Source organism: Streptomyces sp. TS71-3, from assembly GCF_018327685.1.
GTDB lineage: Bacteria > Actinomycetota > Actinomycetes > Streptomycetales > Streptomycetaceae > Streptomyces.
This window is the reverse complement of sequence record NZ_BNEL01000003.1, coordinates 381,523-400,771: the sequence shown is the minus strand read 5'-3', so window position 1 is coordinate 400,771 and position 19,249 is coordinate 381,523. Positions and strand designations below refer to the sequence as shown.

Below are 19,249 nucleotides of genomic sequence, written 5' to 3'. Positions count from 1 at the left end.
CCCTACGGGGCGCAGCCCGAGCAGGGCAACGCCCCGCCGCGGCGGAGCCGAACAGCGGGGCGCAGCCCGGAGAACCGGGGAAGGGGTCAGCCGACCAGAACGTTCACCAGGCGCCCGGGTACCACGATGATCCGCTTGACGGTACGGTCGCCGACCGCTTCCCGGATGACCGCGGTCTCCTGGACCGCCACCCTGATGTCGTCCTCGGACGCATCCGCCGGCACGCTGACGCGCCCCCGCGTCTTCGCGTTGACCTGGACGATCATCTCGACTGTCTCCGTCTGGAGCAGCGACTCGTCGGCGACCGGCCAGGACTCCTTCCAGACCTGCCTGCCCGTCAGCCGGTGGTAGACCTCGCTGGACAGGTGGGGCGCGAACGGCAGCAGCAGGGACGCCAGCGTGCTCACCGCCTCCGTGACGGTCTCCCTGCGGATGCCGTCCTGGAGCGCCTTGCTGCAGTCGTTGGAGAGCGTCATCAGCGCGGCGATGGCGGTGTTGAAGGCGTACTTGCCCGACATGTCGTCGGTGACCTTGGTGATCGCCCAGGCCGTGCGCCGGCGCAGCGCGAGGTCGCGCTCCGGGTCCTCGGCCTTGCCGATCACCTCGGCGCCGGTGCCGGTGATCTCGTCCGTGTACCGCCACACGCGCCGGAAGAAGCGGTGCACGCCCTCCAGGCCCTCGTCCGACCAGTCGCCGCCCTGGTCGGGCGGGCCCATGAACAGGACGTAGCAGCGGGCGGTGTCGGAGCCGTACTTCTCGATGATGGTCCGGGGCGAGACGACGTTGCCCTTGGACTTGGACATCTTCGCGCCGTCTTTGGTGATCATGCCCTGCGTGAACAGCTTCGCGAAGGGCTCCTGGACGGGCAGGTGGCCGAAGTCGGCCAGCGCCTTCACCAGGAAGCGCGAGTACAGCAGGTGCAGGATCGCGTGCTCGACGCCGCCGATGTACTGGTCCACCGGGGCCCAGGCCTGCATGGACTCCTGGCTGAAGGGCGCCGAGTCGTTGTCCGGGTCGCAGTAGCGCAGGTAGTACCAGGACGAGTCGACGAAGGTGTCCATCGTGTCGGTCTCGCGCCGGCCCTCGCCGCCGCACCGGGGGCAGGTGGTGCGCACCCAGTCCTCGGCGGCGGCCAGCGGGGACTTGCCCTTGGGGGCGTAGTCCTCGATGTCCGGCAGGTGGACCGGCAGCTCCCCCTCGGGCACCGGCACCAGACCGCAGCCGTCGCAGTAGACGATCGGGATGGGACAGCCCCAGTACCGCTGCCGGGACAGCAGCCAGTCGCGCAGCTTGTAGCTGACGACGGACTCGCCCTGGCCCAGGTCGGCCAGCCGCCCGGTGATCCGGGTGGCCGCCTCGCCGCTGGGCGCTCCGTCGAACTCGCCGGAGTGGATCGCCGTGCCGCGCCCGCTGAAGGGCAGCTCGGGCGTGCTGCCGTCGTCCAGCGCGACCACCGGCTGGATGGGCAGGTCGATGGCCTTGGCCAGCGCGAAGTCACGCTCGTCGTGCGCCGGGACGCCCATGATGGCGCCGGTGCCGTACTCCATCAGCACGTAGTCGGTGACGACGATCGGGATCTTCTGATCGGTCAGCGGGTGGATGGCGTACCGGCCGGTGTGGACGCCGGTCTTGGGGCGGTCCTCGTTGCCGCGCTCGGCGTTGCTGGCGCGGCGGGCCGTGTTCACGTACTCGCGGACCGCGGCTTCCTGCGCGGTGCCCGCCGTCAGCTTGTCCAGGTCCGGGTGCTCGGGGGACAGGGCCAGGAACGTGACGCCGTACAGGGTGTCCGGGCGGGTGGTGAAGACCCGGATCTCCTGCGGCTGCTCGGCCACCTTGAAGGTGACGCCCGCACCCTCGGAGCGGCCGATCCACGCGCGCTGCATGCTCTTGATGTGGTCAGGCCAGTCCAGCTGGTCCAGGTCGCGCAGCAGCCGCTCGGCGTAGTCCGTGATCCGGAAGAACCACTGCTCCAGCTGCTTCAGCTCGACCAGGCTGCCGCAGCGCTCGCAGTGGCCGTCGATGACCTGCTCGTTCGCCAGGACCGTGGCGTCCTTCGGGCACCAGTTGACGGCCGAGCGCTTGCGGTAGGCCAGGTTGTTCTTGAACAGCTGGAGGAAGATCCACTGCGTCCACCGGTAGTACTCCGGCTTGTGCGTGCTGATCTCGCGCGACCAGTCGATGGACATGCCCCACTGCTGGAACTGCTCGCGGAACGACGCGATCGACTCGTCGGTGGAGATCCGCGGGTGCTTGTGCGTGCGGATCGCGTGGTTCTCCGCGGGCAGCCCGAAGGCGTCGAATCCCATCGGGTGCAGTACGTAATATCCCTGGCGGCGCAGGAAGTGGGCGACGGCGTCCCCGACCGAGTAGTTCTTGAGGTGCCCCACATGGGGTTCCCCGCTGGTGTAGGGGAGCATCTCAAGGACGTAGGCCCGCTTGTCGGCGGGCTGGGAGTTCGAGACCTCCCAGCTGCGCTCTTCCTGCCAGACCTGCTGCCAACGCCTCTCGATCGCACGGGGATCGAATGGCGTCGATGGAGTGACCTCGGTCATGGGGTTCCTAGGGTGAACTAATCCGGGCTGATCGTCATGATGAGGAATGTATTCTATCACAGCGACAGGAAGATCGTTTCCATTAATAATGGCGCAAATGCCCAGGTGGGAAGCGTTCTTGTCGCATATCTTATTCCCCGGATTTCGTGAGGGCCGTTCCGGGTCGCGATATTCCGGTACCGAATATCGTGCGCCGTTCTTTTCTATTCCCGTGGCCATTGCCGCGGCCCCTGCGCCGGGGTGGACGGAGAGGGTTCGCGAGCGTGACCGGATGGCTACGGCGTGTGGAGAAAAGGCGGCCCCGCCCTCCGTTGCGAGGGCGGGGCCGCCGGGTCGGGCCTCGTGCGGGCTAGGAAGCCGTGTGGTGGGTGGGCCGGGAGGAGACGGCGTGGCCCGGGAGGACACTGCGGGGCGCGTGCGCGGCACCGCTCACGGCCGGGGCGCCCTTGGCGAGCGCCTTGGGGGCGAGCGCCTCGGGGGCGAGCACCTTGGGAGCGGACATCAGCTGGGGCGTGCCGGCGGGCACCCAGACCGTGGTGGTCCACGCGCTGCCCGCCGCGATGGCCGAGCTGATGGAGGTGCGCTCGGCGACCGAGTACGAGTCGTTGCCGCCGAAGGTCTGGACGGCCTGGACGCTGGAGGACTCGCTGTCCAGGTACGCCTCGGTGCCCGGGGAGAGCTCGGCGATCGTAGACCACAGGGCGGGGCCGTAGACCCCGCTGGCGGCGTTGCCGGTGACGGCGTTCTGCCAGCTCCAGGTGGACTCCACGAGGGCGGTGCTGGGCGCGTTCCACCAGAAGTGGGCCATGTTGACCGCGGTGGTCTCGGTGCTGGAGCCGCTGACGTCCCAGAAGTACCAGGGCTTCTGCAGCGGCGTGTTCTCCAGCGCCTTCCTGGCGTTGGTGCCGACGGAGACGAGGTTGGTCTTCTCCGGGTCCAGGGCGTTCATGTAGTTCTGCACGGTGCTGGGGATGCTGGTGCCCCGGGTCAGCAGGACGACGCCGGTGCCGCGGTAGCCCAGTGCGGCGGCTGCCGTGGAGGCGGTGACCGGGTCGTGGAACTCCGTGCCGTCGGCGAGGAAGATCCAGCTCGGGGTCGCGGTGATCTGCTTGGCGACCCGTGCGGAGACCCCGGCGAGGTCGGTGCCGCCCAGGCGCAGCGGCGTGTAGCCGAGGGCCTTCACCTGGCTCTCCACGGCGCTGCTGAGGAGGTTGGTGCCGCCGGTCAGGTAGACGGTGCCGCCCTTGGGCAGGGACCGCTTCAGCTCGGTGACCGCCGAGGAGTCGAGCGCGGTGGCCGACGTCATCAGCACCGGCGCCTGCTTCTCGGAGGCGAGCGAGACGGCCGGGGCCGCGTAGGTGGCGTTGGTCTTGTTGACCAGAACGGCCGACTTGGCCGGGACCAGGCCGTCGACGTGCGTGCCGCCCACCGTGTCGAAGGTCCAGCGGGACGCGGCGTCGTCGATGCCGATGGCGCCGGTGCCGTAGACGCGCACGAGCACGTTCTGGCGCAGCGGCTGCCAGGCCGGCTTGCTGCCGGTGGTGGAGAGCGTGGTGGTGGAGCCGTCGGACAGGTCGAGGACCTTCGCGGTGGTGCTGCCGGACGCCGGGTCGATCTCGTCGTACGCGATCCGGCCGCCCTCGGGGTCGAAGGACAGGTCCCTGTGGTCCACGGCGTCCGTGGTCACCTGCTTGACGTCGCTGCCGTCGGCGGCCGCGGTGAAGATCTGCAGCCGCCCGTCCACGACCCGCGTGAAGGCGAGCGTGGCCCCGTCGCCGGAGTACGACGGGTACGAGCCGTCGGAGATCAGCTCCTTGGACGTGTCGCTCGCGGGGTCGTACGTCCAGATGTCCCCTCCGGCGGAGCCGCCGCAGGGGTCGGTGCGCACGAAGGCGAGGGTGCCGTCGGGAGCGGCGGCGGGGCTGGAGTCGCAGGCGGACGACGGGCGCTGGTTCCGCCCCGACAGCAGCGGCTCGGAGGCGAACGCGCCGTCCGAGGGGCCGTAGTAGAGCTCGTCGGCCGTGCTGGAGACGACGTAGTGGCCGCCCAGCCAGAAGGTGGCGTCCTTCCAGGAGCCGCCGGGGACGCCGCCGTCCGGGGCGGGCAGGTCGATGCGCGAGGTGTCGCCCGTGGCCCGGCCGGTCATGAGCTGGCCCGGCCAGCCGGACAGCAGCCGGCTGCCGTCCGGCGCCCAGTTCGGCGCCAGGCCGGCGGAGTCGGTGAGGCCGGAGACGGTTTGCGGGTCGGTGCCGTCCGCATTGACCGTCACGACTCCGTCGGAGCCGTCGTAGAGCGCGATCCGGCCGCCGGTGACGTCGCCGGCCGCCTGCGCGCCCGGGGCTGTGACGGCTATGACGCCTGCCGTCAACGAGACGGCCGAGGTGAGCGCCGCGAGGCCGCGGCGCATGCGTGATCTCAAGGAAGTACCCCCACTGATGGTGTGTGATCGGCCGCCGAGCAGGCCGGGCCACGAGCCGCCCCCGTCGCATCGTGTTCGTGTGTCCACGGCGTCCCCTACGCCACACACGAGGAGGGCGGATGCCCTCCCTGGACCGCTCGGCAGCAGGGCGCAACTGTACCCGGAAGTAGGGTGACCTGTGAGGACATCAGGAGAAGATGGTGATGTTCGGTGGGTGCGTGAGGATGTTTCGTGCCTGACGCGTGAATCGGGTGATGTTCGAATCGGGTGACCATCTGGGGATGGGTCGCCCACGCGTGGGGTTGCAGGGGCCCGCGGGCACGCGAAGGCCGCGGCGGCTCCCCCTCCGCGCCGCCGCGGCCTCTGTCTTGCGTGGTGCGCCTGGCTCTCGTGCCCAGGTGCTCAGGTGGCTCGATGCCTGCGTTCTCAGGCGTTCCCGCCGGAGCGGAACTCGTCGAGCGGCTTGGCGGGGTCGCTCGGCGCCTGCTCCGCGTCGGCCTGGGCGGTGGCCCCCGCCTCGGGAGCGAGGGGCATGTGGTGGTCGAGCGGCTTGACGGGCCCGCCGTCGACGGCCCCTTCCGGAGCGATGGGCATGTGGTGGTCCAGCGGCTTGACCGGCCCGCCGTCGACGGCCCCTTCGGGGGCTATCGGCATGTGGTGGTCGAGCGGCTTCACCGGTCCGCCGTCGACGGCCGCGGTCGGCGGTGCGGGCATGTGGTGGTCGGACGGGTCGACCGTCTGGCCGGCGGCGACGGTGGGCGCCGGTGCCGGCATGTGGTGGTCGAGCGGCTGGACCGTTTCCTCGGCGGCGGCTGTGGCCGGCGGTGCGGGCATGTGGTGGTCGAGCGGCGTGACCGTTTCCTGGTCCTGCTGCGGCGTCACTGTCCCGAGCTTGTCATCGGCGCTCATCGGAACTCCTGAACTCGCAAGGATGGGGCGAGAAGCAGACACCCGGCGACTCCCCCGAGGGCCGCCGAGTGGATGCTCCGGGTTGTTCACCCTAGAGGTGAGGCCCCGGCGACCCGTCCGCCCCCCGACGCGACGGATCGACAGCAATGAGCGTGCCGTGTCGCGATAAACAAACGATGAACGAAACCGGGGAGCTGACGCGTGTGGCTCCGGCGGTCCCCGCCCACGCGCCTGCGAGGCGCACACCTGCCTGCGAGGCGCACGCGCCTACGAGGCGGACACCGCGCTCAGCAGGGAGCGGGCCTCGGACGCCTCCGGCGAACCGAGTTTGTCATAACTGCTGTAGATCGACAGGGCTTCTCGCAGACACGCTTCGGCGCGCAGGCTCTGGCTGATCCCCATCAGCGCCTTGCCCAGCACCGTCAGCATCATGCCGCGGCGCCACTGGCCGCCGAGTCCGCGCAGCGCCAGGGCCTGTTCGGCGTGCTCCGCCGCGCGCGCCGGACGCTCCGCGGCGAGGTGGGCCTCGGCGATCCGGGAGTGGGCCATGCCCTCCCACAGCCGCTGCCGGCTCTCGCGGAACGTGCCGAGCGAGTCGACGAGCTGCACCAGTGCCTCGTCGGGCCGTCCGGCCTGGGTGAGCGCGATTCCCAGCGCGTACTTGGCGTTGGCGAGCCGGAAGGTCGCGCCCAGGCTCGCGTAGATCTGCACGCTCTGCGAGGAGAGTTCGACGGCGGCCTCGGTGTCGTCGAGCGAGAGGTGGGCGCGGGAGAGGTTGGACAGGGCGCTCGCCTCTCCCGAGCGGTTGAGGTCGGCGCGGAAGACCTCGACGGCGTTGCGCAGGTGCGCCAGCGCGATCTCGTTGTGGTGCATGTGGAGGGCGATGATGCCGCTCTGGTTCGACACCCGGGCGATCACCAGGGCGTCCCCGGTGGCGGTACCGGCCTTGAGGGCGATCTGAGCCTCGTCCTCGGCCTTCTGGAACCGCCCGGTGAGGGTGAACACGAGCGCCAGGCACGTGCGGGCCCGGCCCTCCGCCCAGGCGTCGCCGGCCAGGTGGGCCGCCTCGCTGACCGCGACGGCGGCCACCTCGTAGCGGCGGTGGTTGGCGCCGGACTCAGCCAGGTCGTTGGACGCCATCAGCAGGTCCGCGGCGCGCCGCAGGGTGGGGCCCGTGGCGCACTGCTGCGCGCAGGCCAGCAGGCAGTCCGACTCGGCGAACAGCCAGTCGAGCGCGGCGGCGCGGCTGGGGAACGTGAGCCCCGGGTACTCGGTGCGCTCCATGTGGTCCACCAGCCGGTCGCCCGGCCGCTCGATGGCGTACACGCCCGCGGCCGTCACCAGGTAGAAGTCCAGCAGCCGGCAGAGGGCGGCGTTCCGCTCGGCGGACTGCTCGTCGCGTTCGGCGCAGGAGCGCGCGTAGAGGCGGACGAGGTCGTGGAAGCGGTAGCGGCCGGGGGCGGCGGACTCCAGCAGGGACGTGTCGACGAGGGACTCCAGGACGTCCTCGGCGCGGGAGACCGGCAGGTCGAGGACGGCCGCCGCGGCGGCGAGGGAGATGTCCGGCACGTCGGCGAGGCCGAGGAGGCGGAAGGCGCGTGCCTGGGCGGGGTCGAGCTGGCCGTAGCCGAGTTCGAAGGTGGCCTTCACGGCGAGGTCGCCGGCCTGGAGCTCGTCGAGCCTGCGGCGCTCGTCGGCGAGCTTGGCGGCCAGCAGCGTGACGGTCCAGGTGCGGCGGGCGGCGAGTCTGGAGGCCGCGATGCGGATGGCAAGAGGCAGGAACCCGCACGCGGCGGCGACGTCCAGGGCGGCCTTGCGTTCGGAGGCGACCCGCTCCGCGCCCACGATCTTGGTGAAGAGCTGGAGGGCCTCCTTCGGCGACATCACGTCCAGGTCGACGAGATGGGCACCGGCCAGGTCCACCATGCGCACCCGGGAGGTCACCAGCGTGGCGCAGCCCTCCGTGCCGGGCAGCAGCGGCCGGACCTGCGCCGCGTCATGGGCGTTGTCCAGGAGGACCAGCACCCTGCGGCCGTCCAGCACCGACCGGTACAGCGCCGCACGCTCCTGAAGGGAGTCGGGGATGCTCGCGTCCGCCACGCCGAGCGCGCGGAGGAAGGCGCCGAGCACCACCTCCGGGTCGGCGGCCCGGGGGCTGGTGCCCTGGAGGTCCACGTAGAGCTGGCCGTCCGGGAAGGAGCTTCGGGCGGCGTGCGCGACGTGCACGGCCAGCGTGGTCTTGCCGACGCCGCCGATGCCGGCCAGCGCGGAGACCGCCATGACCCGGCCCTCGGCCGTGATCAGCACGTCGGTCAGCTCGGAGACGAAGGAGGCGCGGCCGGTGAAGTCCGGCACGGTCGCCGGGAGCTGGGCGGGCCGCACCGGCGCCGCGGCCGGCTCCTCGGGCGCGGCGGACGGCTCCGCGAGGCCCGGGTCGGCGCGCAGGATGCGCTGCTGGAGCTCCTGGAGGCCCGCCCGCGGGTCGACGCCCAGCTCCTCGGCGAGCATCCGGCGGGTGTCGGCGAAGACGGCCAGCGCCTCGGCCTGCCGGCCGCTGCGGTACAGCGCCAGCATCAAAAGCTCCCGCAGCCGCTCGCGCAGCGGGTGAGCGGCCGTCAGCGCCGTCAGCTCCGAGACGGCCTCCGCGTGCCGGCCCTGCTCCAGGTCCATGTCCAGGCGGCACTCCAGCAGTTGGAGCTGCCACTCCGCCAGGCGGACGCGCTGGTTCTCCGCGTAGGGGCCGGGCAGGTTCGCCAGCGGCTCGCCCTCCCAGAGCGCCAGCGCCTCGCCCACGAGGTCCCGCGCGGCGGTGAGGTCGCCCGCGTCGCGGGACTTCTCGGCCCGCGTCCACAGCTCCTCGGCCCGTGCCAGGTCCAGCGCCTCGGCGGTGACCCGGATGGCGTAGCCGCCCGCCTCGCTGACCAGCACGCCAGGACCGAGGATCTTCCGCAGCCGGGAGGCGTAGGTGCGCAGCGCGGCCAGCGCCTGGGACGGCGACTCGGTGCCCCAGAGCGCGTCGATCAGCTCGGGGGCGGTGGCGGTACGGCCCTCCCGCATCAGCAGCGCCGCGAGCAGGGCGCGTTGCTGGGGCGAGCCCATGGGCAGGGCCTCGTCGCCGCGCCAGGCGCGCACCGGACCGAGCACACTGAAGCGCAGCACCGGCTGCGCGGGGTCGTGCCCCGCGGCCGGAAGCCGCTGCTCCGGTACTCGCGGTACACCGCTCATCGCTGCCCCCTGCTCCAGTTGGATCGCCTCCGTCAGTTTGCCTTGTTCATGGCAGATGCGTCAGGTCTGCGGGTGACCCCTCACAGGGTCCTCGCACGTGGGTGTGTGTTCTCGCCATGGATACGGGGAACGAGACAGGGCCCCGGAAGGCGCCCGGTGGGGTGCGTTCCGGATTCCGCTTGGTTACGGGGGAGATCGTGGGCCGGGATCCGGCGCCGGCCCCGGGTCCGCACGGTGCGAGCCCCGGCGGTGGGGCGGGCCGCGCCAGGTGTCCCGGCTGGGGTGCGGCGTCCGCTTTGTGCCGTGGGGCGGGTGTGCGGGGAGGGGGCAGCGCGTCCTGCGGGTGTCCGGTGGGCGGCTGATGCGGCGGCGGGCGGGCGGCGGGGTGCCGGTGGCGGGGTGCGGCGGAGAGTGCGGCTTCGGGACGGGGAGTAGCGGCGCCGCTCTTGCGGCGGGGCGCCGCGGGTGGCCGGACGGGGTGCTGCGGCGTACCGGTTTCGGGGCATCTGCGGGATACGTGGGGGAGTGTGGCGGTGGGTCGGCGGTGGCCGAATACAACCGGAGGGTACATTCCGGATCGCGCTCGGCGGGTCCGGTGCGGCCGGTGCGGCCTGCCGGGCGGCGGTAACGGTGGCTGGCTGTCGGGCATGTGGGGTCACGGCCTTCCGTGCGGCGGTCATGGGGCGCCCGGGGCTCGGCGGGGCCTGGGCGGGCCTGGGCGGGGTCTGGGCGGGCCATGGCAGGGCCGATCACCTTAACGCGTACGGGGGCGGGCGCAAGCGGGGAGTCGGCCACTCCGGTGGGGTAAGTCCCTTGCGGGAAAGGGGAGTTCGAGGGCGGTTGGGGGGTGGGGGGTTCGCTGGAAAGGGGTACGCCTGCGGCTGGGCTCAGCCGGGGTGGGGTGGGGTGGGGTGCGGTGCGGTGGGGGTGGGTGGGGTGCGGTGCGCTTGCGGCTTGGGTTGGCTGAGGGCGCCTTTTGTTCTTGGGGTGCGGTGAGTTGGCGGGTGCTGCTTTCGTCGCGGTTGCGCGCGCAGTTCCCCGCGCCCCTTGGTGGGGCGCCCCTTACAGGGGGGCGCCCCGGTTCCCTCAGGGGCGCGGGGAACTGCGCGACCAGCCGGCCACCCGCCGATGGTCCGGACACGACCTGCGCCACTTCCCTGGACGGTGGTACGCCATCCGTTTCGTCGTGGGGCGGGGCCGCGGGCGGATATCCGTCCTCGGTCCCGCGTCCTCCGCCAGCAGAAGGCTCCCCTGGGCCTGACGCAGGACACTGCGGGCGGACATCCCCCCACGTCCCCTCACGTCGCATCGGCGGCCAACGGCCGGTGGGGGTTTGCGTCTCCTACGCGGACGGCGCGAAGGGGGCACGTCTCGTCGGCGAGTACGGCCGGTGGGGGCTCGCGCCCCGTACGCGAAGGGGGTACGTCTCGTCGGCGGGTGCGGCCGAGTGGGGGTACGCGTTCCTGCGCGGAGGGGGCGAAGGGGGCACGTCTCGTACGCGGCAGCGGCCCGGTGGGGGTACGTGCTCCTGGGAGGGGCCTGCCGACCGTTCGCCAGGCCCCTCCTCCTCACTTGCCGAGGAAGATCGGGTTCGTGAGCGCCGTGAACGCGCCGGGCAGCCCGGCCGTCGTCGCCGGGTGGCGAACCTCCGCTCGGACGTACGCCGCGTACGAGGCGGTGGTGTGGTACTCCACGGTCGCCGTGCCGGAGTCGGGCAGGGCGGGCCCGCTGAAGAGGGTGCCCTGGTCCGTGACGATGTGCGTGGTGCGGCCGGGCGCGCCCTTGACCTCCAGGCGGACGGTGACGGGCGCGTCCGGGGCGACGGCCAGCCGCTCGCCGATGCCGGCGTGCTCGCCCCGGCTCCCGGACGCCGTGAAGGCCACCTCCACCTGCGACGACTCCGCGATGTAGCTGCGGCCGGCCCGGATGCCGTCGAGGACGGCCCCCCGGGTGAGGTCGTCGGCGAGCACCACGGTCTGCGGCAGGCCCACGACGTCGGGGTCGCGGTGCGCGTCGCTGTTGCCCATCGCGGGCAGCCAGTCGCGGCGTCCCGAGCGGGCGCCCGCGACCAGGGTGTTGTCCCAGTCGGCGAGCTGGACCTCGTCGTCGGCGGTGTACGGGCCGTTCCACACCTCGACGGCGTCCGCCTCGTTCAGGCCGAACTTCCAGTTGCAGCCGATGCAGGTGGCGTGCGGGTGGGCGGGCACGACGATGCCGCCGCTCCCCCGGATCTCGCGCGCGAAGGCGGCGAAGCGGTTGTCGCGGGCGCGGTAGCGCCAGTCGACGAAAGTGCCCGGGTCGGTGCTGAGCGCGAGGACGTGGCCGTTGCGGGTCGTGACCTCCTCGCCGAGCAGGATCAGCAGGTCGTCGCCCGCCTGGTCCGCCCAGTGCGGGTGCGAGGAACTGGTGTTGTGGTCCGAGGTGTTGATGAAGTCCAGCCCGGCCTGGCGGGCGAGGGCCGCGATCTCGGCGGGCGTGCGGCGGCCGTCGGAGTGCCAGGAGTGCAGGTGGCAGTCGCCGCGGTACCACGCACGGCCGCGGCCCTTGGCGCGCTCCGGCGGGTACACCGGCTTGGGCGCGGGATCGGGGGCGCCGCGGGTGAGGGTGATGGTGATCTCGTACGGCAGCCCGTCCGGGGCGACGGTGTAGGGGCCCAGCGCGATGTGCCAGGTGCCGGGGCGCACGGGGCCGGGCAGGTAGCCGGGGGTGGCGTCGTCCTGGCGTACGAAGAACTCGGTGCGGGCGCCGCCCGACCAGCCGCGGAAGCCGTTGCCGCCGAGGGCGGTGCCGCGCTCGTCGAAGAGGCCGATGTCGAGGGCGTTGCCCTGGGTGCCGGCCGGCACGCTCGGCTTCTCGTAGCTGTACGCGACGTGCAGCTCGCGGACGCCCGCCGGCACCTCCACGGGGACGTACACGAAGTCGGGGGAGCCGGGCGGCAGGGTGCCGCTGACGGTCTTGCTCTGCCCCGACGCCCCGGGCTGCTCGTCGGCGCCGCTCGCGAAGTTCACGGTGCCCAAGGTAATCGCGGCGGCGGCGGACGAGAGGAACAGGGCGCGCCGGCCGAGGTGCGTGCCTTCGGTGCGGGGTGCTGTGGTCTCGTCGGGTCTGGCGTGGTCCTCGCACATGTGTGTGCCCCCCATAAGGGTCGGTACGGCGTGGATGTGGATGGTGTCGTCGACTCTCGTATTGAGCCGTTAACTCGGGAGGAAGGGAAGGCGAGCGGCACGTGCCGCACACACGGCCCCTCGCTCCGCCCCGCCTGTTCACGGTCGCCGGTGGTTCTTTGCGCAGTTCCCCGCGCCCCTTGTCGCGTGCTGCGCGCCCCTGGCGGGGTGCGGCCGCGGGTCGGTGCGCAGCTGACGGTCTCGTCGTGGCTGGTCGCGCGGTTCCCCGCGCCCCTTGAAGGCGGGGCTGCGCCCCGATAGGGGCGCGGCGCTGTGTTGATATGCGGCTCCGCCGCGTGGGCGCGAGCAATCGGGTCGTGCGCGCAGGTGGTCGACAGGCTGAACCACCGCGGCGGGGGAGCCAGGCCGAAGACCCGCTGGGCGCGAAGCCGTCAGGCGCGAACACGCCGGGCACCGGGGAAGCAGGGATGCCGGGGTGCCGCGGCACCGGGGCGCCGGAGGCGCGAGCGCGCCGGGGTGACCGGAGCAAAAACGCCGCGGCCCTCCGCAGGAAGCCGCGGACCGTTCGACAGAGGGCGGAAGGCCGATCGTATGCTCGGTTCATGACCGATGACCGTCTTGTGCCCCCCACCGCACCCACCGCGACAGCGATGCGCCGAGCGCTCAGGCGGGCGCGGAACGGCGTCGCGCTCGACGTCACCGAGGCCGCCGTCCTGCTCCAGGCCCGTGGCGAGGACCTGCGGGAACTCACCACCAGCGCCGCCCGCGTACGGGACGCCGGGCTCGCCGCGGCCGGGCGCCCCGGCACGCTCACGTACTCGAGGAAAGTCTTCATCCCCCTCACCCGCCTCTGCCGCGACCGCTGCCACTACTGCACGTTCGTCACCGTCCCCGGCAAGCTCCGCGGCGCCGGGCACGGCATGTTCCTCTCCCCGGACGAGGTCCTGGACATCGCCCGCCGCGGTGCGGAGATGGGCTGCAAGGAAGCGCTGTTCACCCTCGGCGACAAGCCCGAGGACCGCTGGCCGGAGGCCCGCGAGTGGCTCGACGCGCACGGCTATGACGACACCCTCGCCTACGTGCGCGCCATGTCCGTGCGGGTGCTGGAGGAGACCGGCCTGCTGCCGCACCTCAACCCCGGCGTGCTGAGCTGGACCGACTTCCAGCGGCTGAAGCCCGTCGCCCCCTCCATGGGCATGATGCTGGAGACCACCGCCACCCGGCTCTGGTCCGAGCCCGGCGGCCCGCACCACGGCTCCCCCGACAAGGAGCCCGCCGTGCGCCTGCGCGTGCTGCACGACGCGGGGCGCTCCAATGTGCCGTTCACCACCGGCATCCTCATCGGCATCGGGGAGAGCGTGGAGGAGCGCGCCGACGCCCTCTTCGAGATCCGGCGCGTGCAGCGCGCCTACCACGGCGTGCAGGAAGTCATCGTGCAGAACTTCCGCGCCAAGCCCGACACCGCCATGCGCGGCATGCCCGACGCCGAGCTCGCGGAGCTGGCCGCGTGCGTGGCCGTCGCCCGGCTCATCCTCGGCCCCGACGCCCGTATCCAGGCCCCGCCGAACCTGGTGGACGGCGAGTACGCGCTGCTCATCGACGCGGGCATCGACGACTGGGGCGGCGTCTCGCCGCTCACCCCCGACCACGTGAACCCCGAGCGCCCCTGGCCGCAGATCGACGAGCTGGCCGCCCGCACCGCCGAGTCCGGCTTCACGCTGCGCGAACGCCTCACGATCTACCCCGAGTTCATCACCCGCGGCGAGCCCTGGCTCGACCCCCGGCTGCTGCCGCACGTCACCGCGCTCGCGGACCCGGCGACCGGCCTCGCGAACGAGTCCGCGCGCCCCGCCGGCCTGCCCTGGCAGGAGCCCGAGGACGGCTTCACCGCCGCCGGCCGCACCGACCTGCACCGCACCATTGACACCGAGGGCCGCACCGCGGACCGCCGCGACGACTTCGACGAGGTGTACGGCGACTGGGCCGAGCTGCGCGAGGCTGCCGCGCCCGGGATGGCCCCCGAGCGCATCGACGGCGACGTCCGCACCGCGCTGCGGCAGGCCGCCGACGACCCCACGCTGCTCACCGACGAGCAGGCCCTCGCCCTGCTGCACGCCGACGGGCCCGCGCTGGACGCGCTCTGCACGGTCGCCGACGACCTGCGCCGCTCCGTCGTCGGCGACGACGTCACCTACATCGTCACCAGGAACATCAACTTCACCAACGTCTGCTACACCGGCTGCCGGTTCTGCGCCTTCGCCCAGCGCCGCACCGACGCCGACGCGTACACGCTCTCCCTGGAGCAGGTCGCCGACCGCGCCGCGCAGGCCTGGGACGTCGGCGCGGTCGAGGTCTGCATGCAGGGCGGCATCCACCCCGACCTGCCCGGCACCGCCTACTTCGACCTGGCGCGCGCGGTGAAGGAGCGGGTGCCCGGCATGCACGTGCACGCGTTCTCGCCGATGGAGGTCGTCAACGGCGCCGCCCGCACCGGCATGTCCGTACGGGACTGGCTCACCGCCGCCCGCGACGCCGGCCTCGGCTCGCTGCCCGGCACGGCCGCCGAGATCCTCGACGACGAGGTCCGCTGGATCCTCACCAAGGGCAAGCTGCCGGCGGCCACCTGGATCGACGTGATCGGCACGGCCCACGAGGTCGGCCTGCGCACCTCCAGCACGATGATGTACGGGCACGTGGACCAGCCCCGCCACTGGCTCGGCCACCTGCGCACCCTGGCCGGCATGCAGCGCAGCGCGCTGGAGAAGGGCGTGGAGGGCTTCACCGAGTTCGTCACGCTCCCCTTCATCCACACCAACGCCCCCGTCTACCTCGCCGGCATCGCACGCCCCGGCCCCACCCTCCGCGACAACCGCGCCGTCACCGCCATGGCCCGCCTCCTCCTGCACCCCTACATCCCCAACATCCAGACGAGCTGGGTCAAACTGGGCACCGAGGGTGCGGCCGAGATGCTCCGCTCCGGCGCGAACGACCTGGGCGGCACCCTGATGGAGGAGACCATCTCCCGGATGGCGGGCTCCCAGTACGGCTCGTACCGCTCGGTGCGCGACCTGGTCGCCATCGCGGAGGCGGCGGGGCGGCCGGCGCGGCCGAGGACGACGCTGTACGGGGAGGTGCCCGAGGAACGCCGGCGGGCGGCTACCCATTCGGACGGCCACCTGCCCGAGCTGCTGCCGGTCCTGACGGACTGAGGGCAACCCCGGTTCCGGAAAAGGGGCGCGGGGAACTGCGCGAGCAACCACGATCCACCTGCGGCGGGCCGCCGGGCCGAGCTTGTCGCGGCGTCGGTTTTTGACCACCGGCCGGTGGGGGCTTCTCGCGCAGTTCCCCGCGCCCCTGAAGGGGCGCTGACCCTTGCGGTTTCGTTGTCGGCGACCGGCCGGTGGGGGTTTCTCGCCCAGTTCCCCGCGCCCCTGCCGGGGCGCCGTCCCACCGCAGCGGAGCTGCGTATCGGGCACGGCCCCCGCCCACCTGCCCGGCGCTGAGGCAGGATGGTTGCGGGCCCGAGCCGCAAAGGGCCGCGTGGGGAGGGGACATGACGCGCCGTGGGCCGTCGATGCACGAGCTCATCCGGCGCCGCCGGCGTGCCGGGTTCATCGGCCGTCAGGACGAACTCGCCGCGTTCCGGGGCAACTTCGACCTCCCCCCGGAGGACGACCGGCACCGCTTCCTCTTCCACGTGCACGGTGCCGCGGGCGTCGGCAAGACGTTCCTCGTGCGGGAGATGGAGCAGGCCGCGCGCGAGCGGGGCGCCCTCACCGCCTACCTCGACGAGTCCGTGGGCAGCGTGCCCGAGGCGCTGGCCGCCGTCGGCGCGGACCTCGCCCGGCAGGGCCGGCCGCTGAAGGCGCTGGAGAAGCGGCTCGCCGCGTACCGGCAGAAGCGGCAGGAGGCCGAGTCCCTGTCCCTGCGGGAGGCCGCCGAGGACGGCGCGCCGGGAGGGCGCCCCTCGGCGGGCAGCATGGCGGTGGCACGGGCGGGCCTGACGGGCCTCGGCTTGGTGCCGGTGGTCGGGGCCTTCGCCGGAGCGCTCGACCCGGCCGAGGTCGCCGAGAGCGCGGACCGGCTGCGCGCAGCGCTCGGCGCCCGCTTCCACGACCAGGGCGACGTCCAGCTCGTCCTGGCACCCGAACGCGCCCTCACCCCCGTCCTCGTCGACGAGCTCTCCGAGGCCGACGCCCCCTGGATCGTCCTCTTCTTCGACACCTACGAGCGGACGGGCCCGTTCCTCGACGGCTGGCTGCGCGAGCTGATGACGACGGACCGGTACGGCGCGCTGCCCGCGCACGTGGTCGTGGTGCTGGCGGGCCAGCGGCCGTTCGACGCGGTCCGCTGGGGCGGCTGGGCCGACTTCGTGGCCGACCTGCCGCTGGAGGCGTTCAGCGAGGCGGAGGCGCGGGGGCTGCTCGCGGCCAAGGGCATCACGGACGAGACGGTGGTCGACGAGGTGCTACGGCTCTCCGGGCGCCTGCCGCTGCTGGTCTCCATGCTCGCCGAGGGCCGCCCGGGCAGCGCCGAGGACGTCGGCGACCCGAGCACCACCGCCGTCGAACGCTTCCTGAAGTGGGAGCCCGACCCGGTGCGCAGGTCCGCGGCCCTCGCGTGCGCGCTGCCGCGCCGGCTCGACGAGGACGTGTTCCGCGCCGCCGTCGACGAGGCGGCGGCCGGGCTCTACGCGTGGCTGTGCCGCCTGCCGTTCGTGAGCGAGCGCGGCAGCCGGGTCCGGTACCACGACGTCGTGCGGGAGCCGATGCTCCGGCTCCAGCGGCAGCGGTCCCAGCGCGAGTTCGCGGGGCGCCACGCGCGGCTCGCCGAGGCGTTCGGGCGGTGGCGGGCCGAGGCGGCGGCGGGCGTGGATGTCCACAGGCTGTGGACCCACGAGCCGTGGCGCGCCTACCGGCTGGAGGAGACGTACCACCTGCTGTGTGCCCGGCCTGTCACCGAGCTGCCGGCGGCTCTCAAGGACACCGTCGAGGCGTGTGGCCAGGGTGCCCCGGTGGGCCGGCTGTGGGCGCGGATGCTCGCGGACGCGGGCCAGGACGTGGACGACGGTGCGCTGCGGCGGTGGGGTGAGGAGCTGACCGCGGCCCTGGCGCCTGGCGAGGACGTCGGCAGGGCCGGTGCCACGGACACCGGAGGCGGTGTGCTCGCGGCGCTCGACGTGCTGCTCGCCCGGCCCGGCCTCGAAGCGGCCGGCAGGGCGCTGGCGCACGCGGCACGCGGGTGGGAGCTGTTCGCCGCGGACGATCCCGACAGGGCGCTCGCGGAGTACGACCGCGCGATCGAACTCGACGCCGGACTCGTCAGCGCGTACGAGGGCCGGAGCTTCCTCCACCTCCAGCGGGGCGCGGACCAGGCCGCTCTGGACGACATCGACCGGGCATGCGCCCTGGATCCCGAGGACCCCGACCACTTCGTGTCGCGCGGCGAGATCATGCGCATCATCGGGTCCTTCGGCGAGGCCGTCGAGGACTTCGGCCGCGCCATCGCCCTGGATCCGACGGACGCCCGTGCCTATGCGTCACGAGGGGTGTGCCAGGGCAAGCTCGGCCGTGCCGACGAGGAGATGGCCGACCTCGACCAGGCACTCGCCCTCGACGGGGAGTATCTGTGGGCGCTGGTCCGCCGGAGCCGAGCGTACGGAAGACGGGGCGAGTGGGAGGCCGCGTTCGCGGATCTCGACCGGGCGGCACTGCTGGACGCCGACTCGGCATGGATCGCCTCGGAGCGAGCGGACGCATACCGCCACGCGAAGCGCTACGAGGACGCCCTCACCGAGCTGAACCGTGCCCTGTCCCTCGATCCGGACCACGTCTCGGCTCTTGCCGGCCGTGGAGACGTCCACGCGGAGCTCGGCCACCACGAGGAGGCGATCGCCGATCTCAGCAGCGCTCTTGAAGCGTCCCCGCACTACGTCTTCGCACTGATACGCAGGGCCCTGGTCCGCGATCGGCTGGGCGACGAGGAAGGCGCGTTCGACGACCTCGACCGTGCCGTGGTGGCAGAACCGGCAAGCCCGACGCCCCTATGGACACGGGGACTCGGGCACCACAGGGCGGGGCGGTACGGCGAGGCGCTCGCCGACTTCGACCGGGCACTCACGGCCGACCCGGACTACGTCCGAGCACTGGAGGCCCGGGGCCGAACGCTCCGTTTCCTCGGGGAGTTCCGGTCGGCCCTGCGGGACATGGACAGGGCTCTGGAGCTGGACCCCGGCAACGGCGGGGTCCTGGTCGAACGCGTCCTCATCGGCTGGGAGACGGGGAGGATCACACCCGCGCTGGCGGATCTGGACCGGCTCTCGGGTGCCGAGGACGACCGGCTACCGGTCCTCGCCGCGGGTGTGCTGCTGGCGGCGGGCCGCGGCGACGAGGCGCTGCGACGGCTGGCGCACGCTCCCAGCGGCGCGGAGCCGGACATGCTGCGCTCGGAGGCGCACCGGCGCGCCGGCCGGTGGGCGGCGGCACGCCACTTCGCGGTGCGCGCATGTGCCACGGATCCCCTCGGCGGCGCGCATCTGCTCGCCCGGGCCGTGGCGGAATCGGAGGGCCCGGCCCCGGCGGCGGTGCTCTGGAGACGGGTGCAGGCGATGGCCGGGGTGGACGCCGACGACTTCCGCGGGACGTGGACGGAGGCGGTGGCGAGCTACGCCCTCGGCGACTGGGCTCGCGCGGACCGCTGCCTGGGCCTGGCAGCTTTCGACGACTTCGTCCTCGACTGGTACCAGCTCGACGGCATCACCCACGGCCTGGCCTCCCTCCTCCGTTCCCCCGGCGCCGACCGCCCCCGCCTCCTCCCGCGCCTGATCCACGTCGCCGGGGCCCGCGACGCCTTCCAGGCGCGGTACGCGCAGGACCCGCCGGACTGACCGCCGAGCAGCCCGAGGGGAATCACCGGGAACCGCCCCGACAGCCGGATTCCTGTCAGCTTCGCCACACCCGCCGAACCCCATGAGCCGACGCACCCCGGTCGATTACAGTGCAGCGAGGGTCGCCCTCACC

Annotated in this window: 7 protein-coding genes; 2 read left to right on the top strand and 5 right to left on the bottom strand. The window is 72.9% G+C overall.

All coding sequences use genetic code 11. The annotated features are described in order from the left end of the window. Positions 1-86 precede the first annotated feature (86 nt). From leuS to Sm713_RS26140, 5 genes are all read right to left on the bottom strand, one after another. Positions 87-2,552, bottom strand: coding sequence for a leucine--tRNA ligase (leuS, locus tag Sm713_RS26160; RefSeq protein WP_212912534.1), 2,466 nt, complete (start codon positions 2,550-2,552; stop codon positions 87-89). A gap of 349 nt (positions 2,553-2,901) precedes the next feature. Then, a complete protein-coding gene (locus Sm713_RS26155; protein WP_212912533.1) occupies positions 2,902-4,971 on the bottom strand; it encodes a cell wall-binding repeat-containing protein in 2,070 nt (689 codons plus the stop codon). Positions 4,972-5,397: 426 nt separating this feature from the next. Then, positions 5,398-5,880, bottom strand: a complete 483-nt coding sequence (locus Sm713_RS26150; RefSeq protein ID WP_212912532.1) for a hypothetical protein — start codon at positions 5,878-5,880, stop codon at positions 5,398-5,400. Between the two features lie 267 nt (positions 5,881-6,147). Continuing rightward, the gene (locus Sm713_RS26145; RefSeq protein ID WP_212912531.1) at positions 6,148-9,105 is read right to left on the bottom strand and encodes an AfsR/SARP family transcriptional regulator; all 2,958 of its coding nucleotides are present in this window, start codon (positions 9,103-9,105) and stop codon (positions 6,148-6,150) included. 1,568 nt (positions 9,106-10,673) lie between these two features. Further along, a complete protein-coding gene (locus tag Sm713_RS26140) occupies positions 10,674-12,230 on the bottom strand; it encodes a CehA/McbA family metallohydrolase (RefSeq protein ID WP_212912530.1) in 1,557 nt (518 codons plus the stop codon). A gap of 602 nt (positions 12,231-12,832) precedes the next feature. Between Sm713_RS26140 and Sm713_RS26135 the strand changes: the two genes are divergently transcribed. Further along, positions 12,833-15,439 carry a bifunctional FO biosynthesis protein CofGH gene (locus tag Sm713_RS26135; protein ID WP_212912529.1) on the top strand — a complete coding sequence of 869 codons (2,607 nt, stop codon included), beginning with the start codon at positions 12,833-12,835 and terminating at the stop codon, positions 15,437-15,439. A 344-nt stretch (positions 15,440-15,783) separates the two neighbouring features. Next, on the top strand, positions 15,784-19,116 hold the full coding sequence (locus Sm713_RS26130) for a tetratricopeptide repeat protein (RefSeq protein ID WP_212912528.1): 3,333 nt from the start codon (positions 15,784-15,786) through the stop codon (positions 19,114-19,116). Positions 19,117-19,249: the final 133 nt, after the last annotated feature.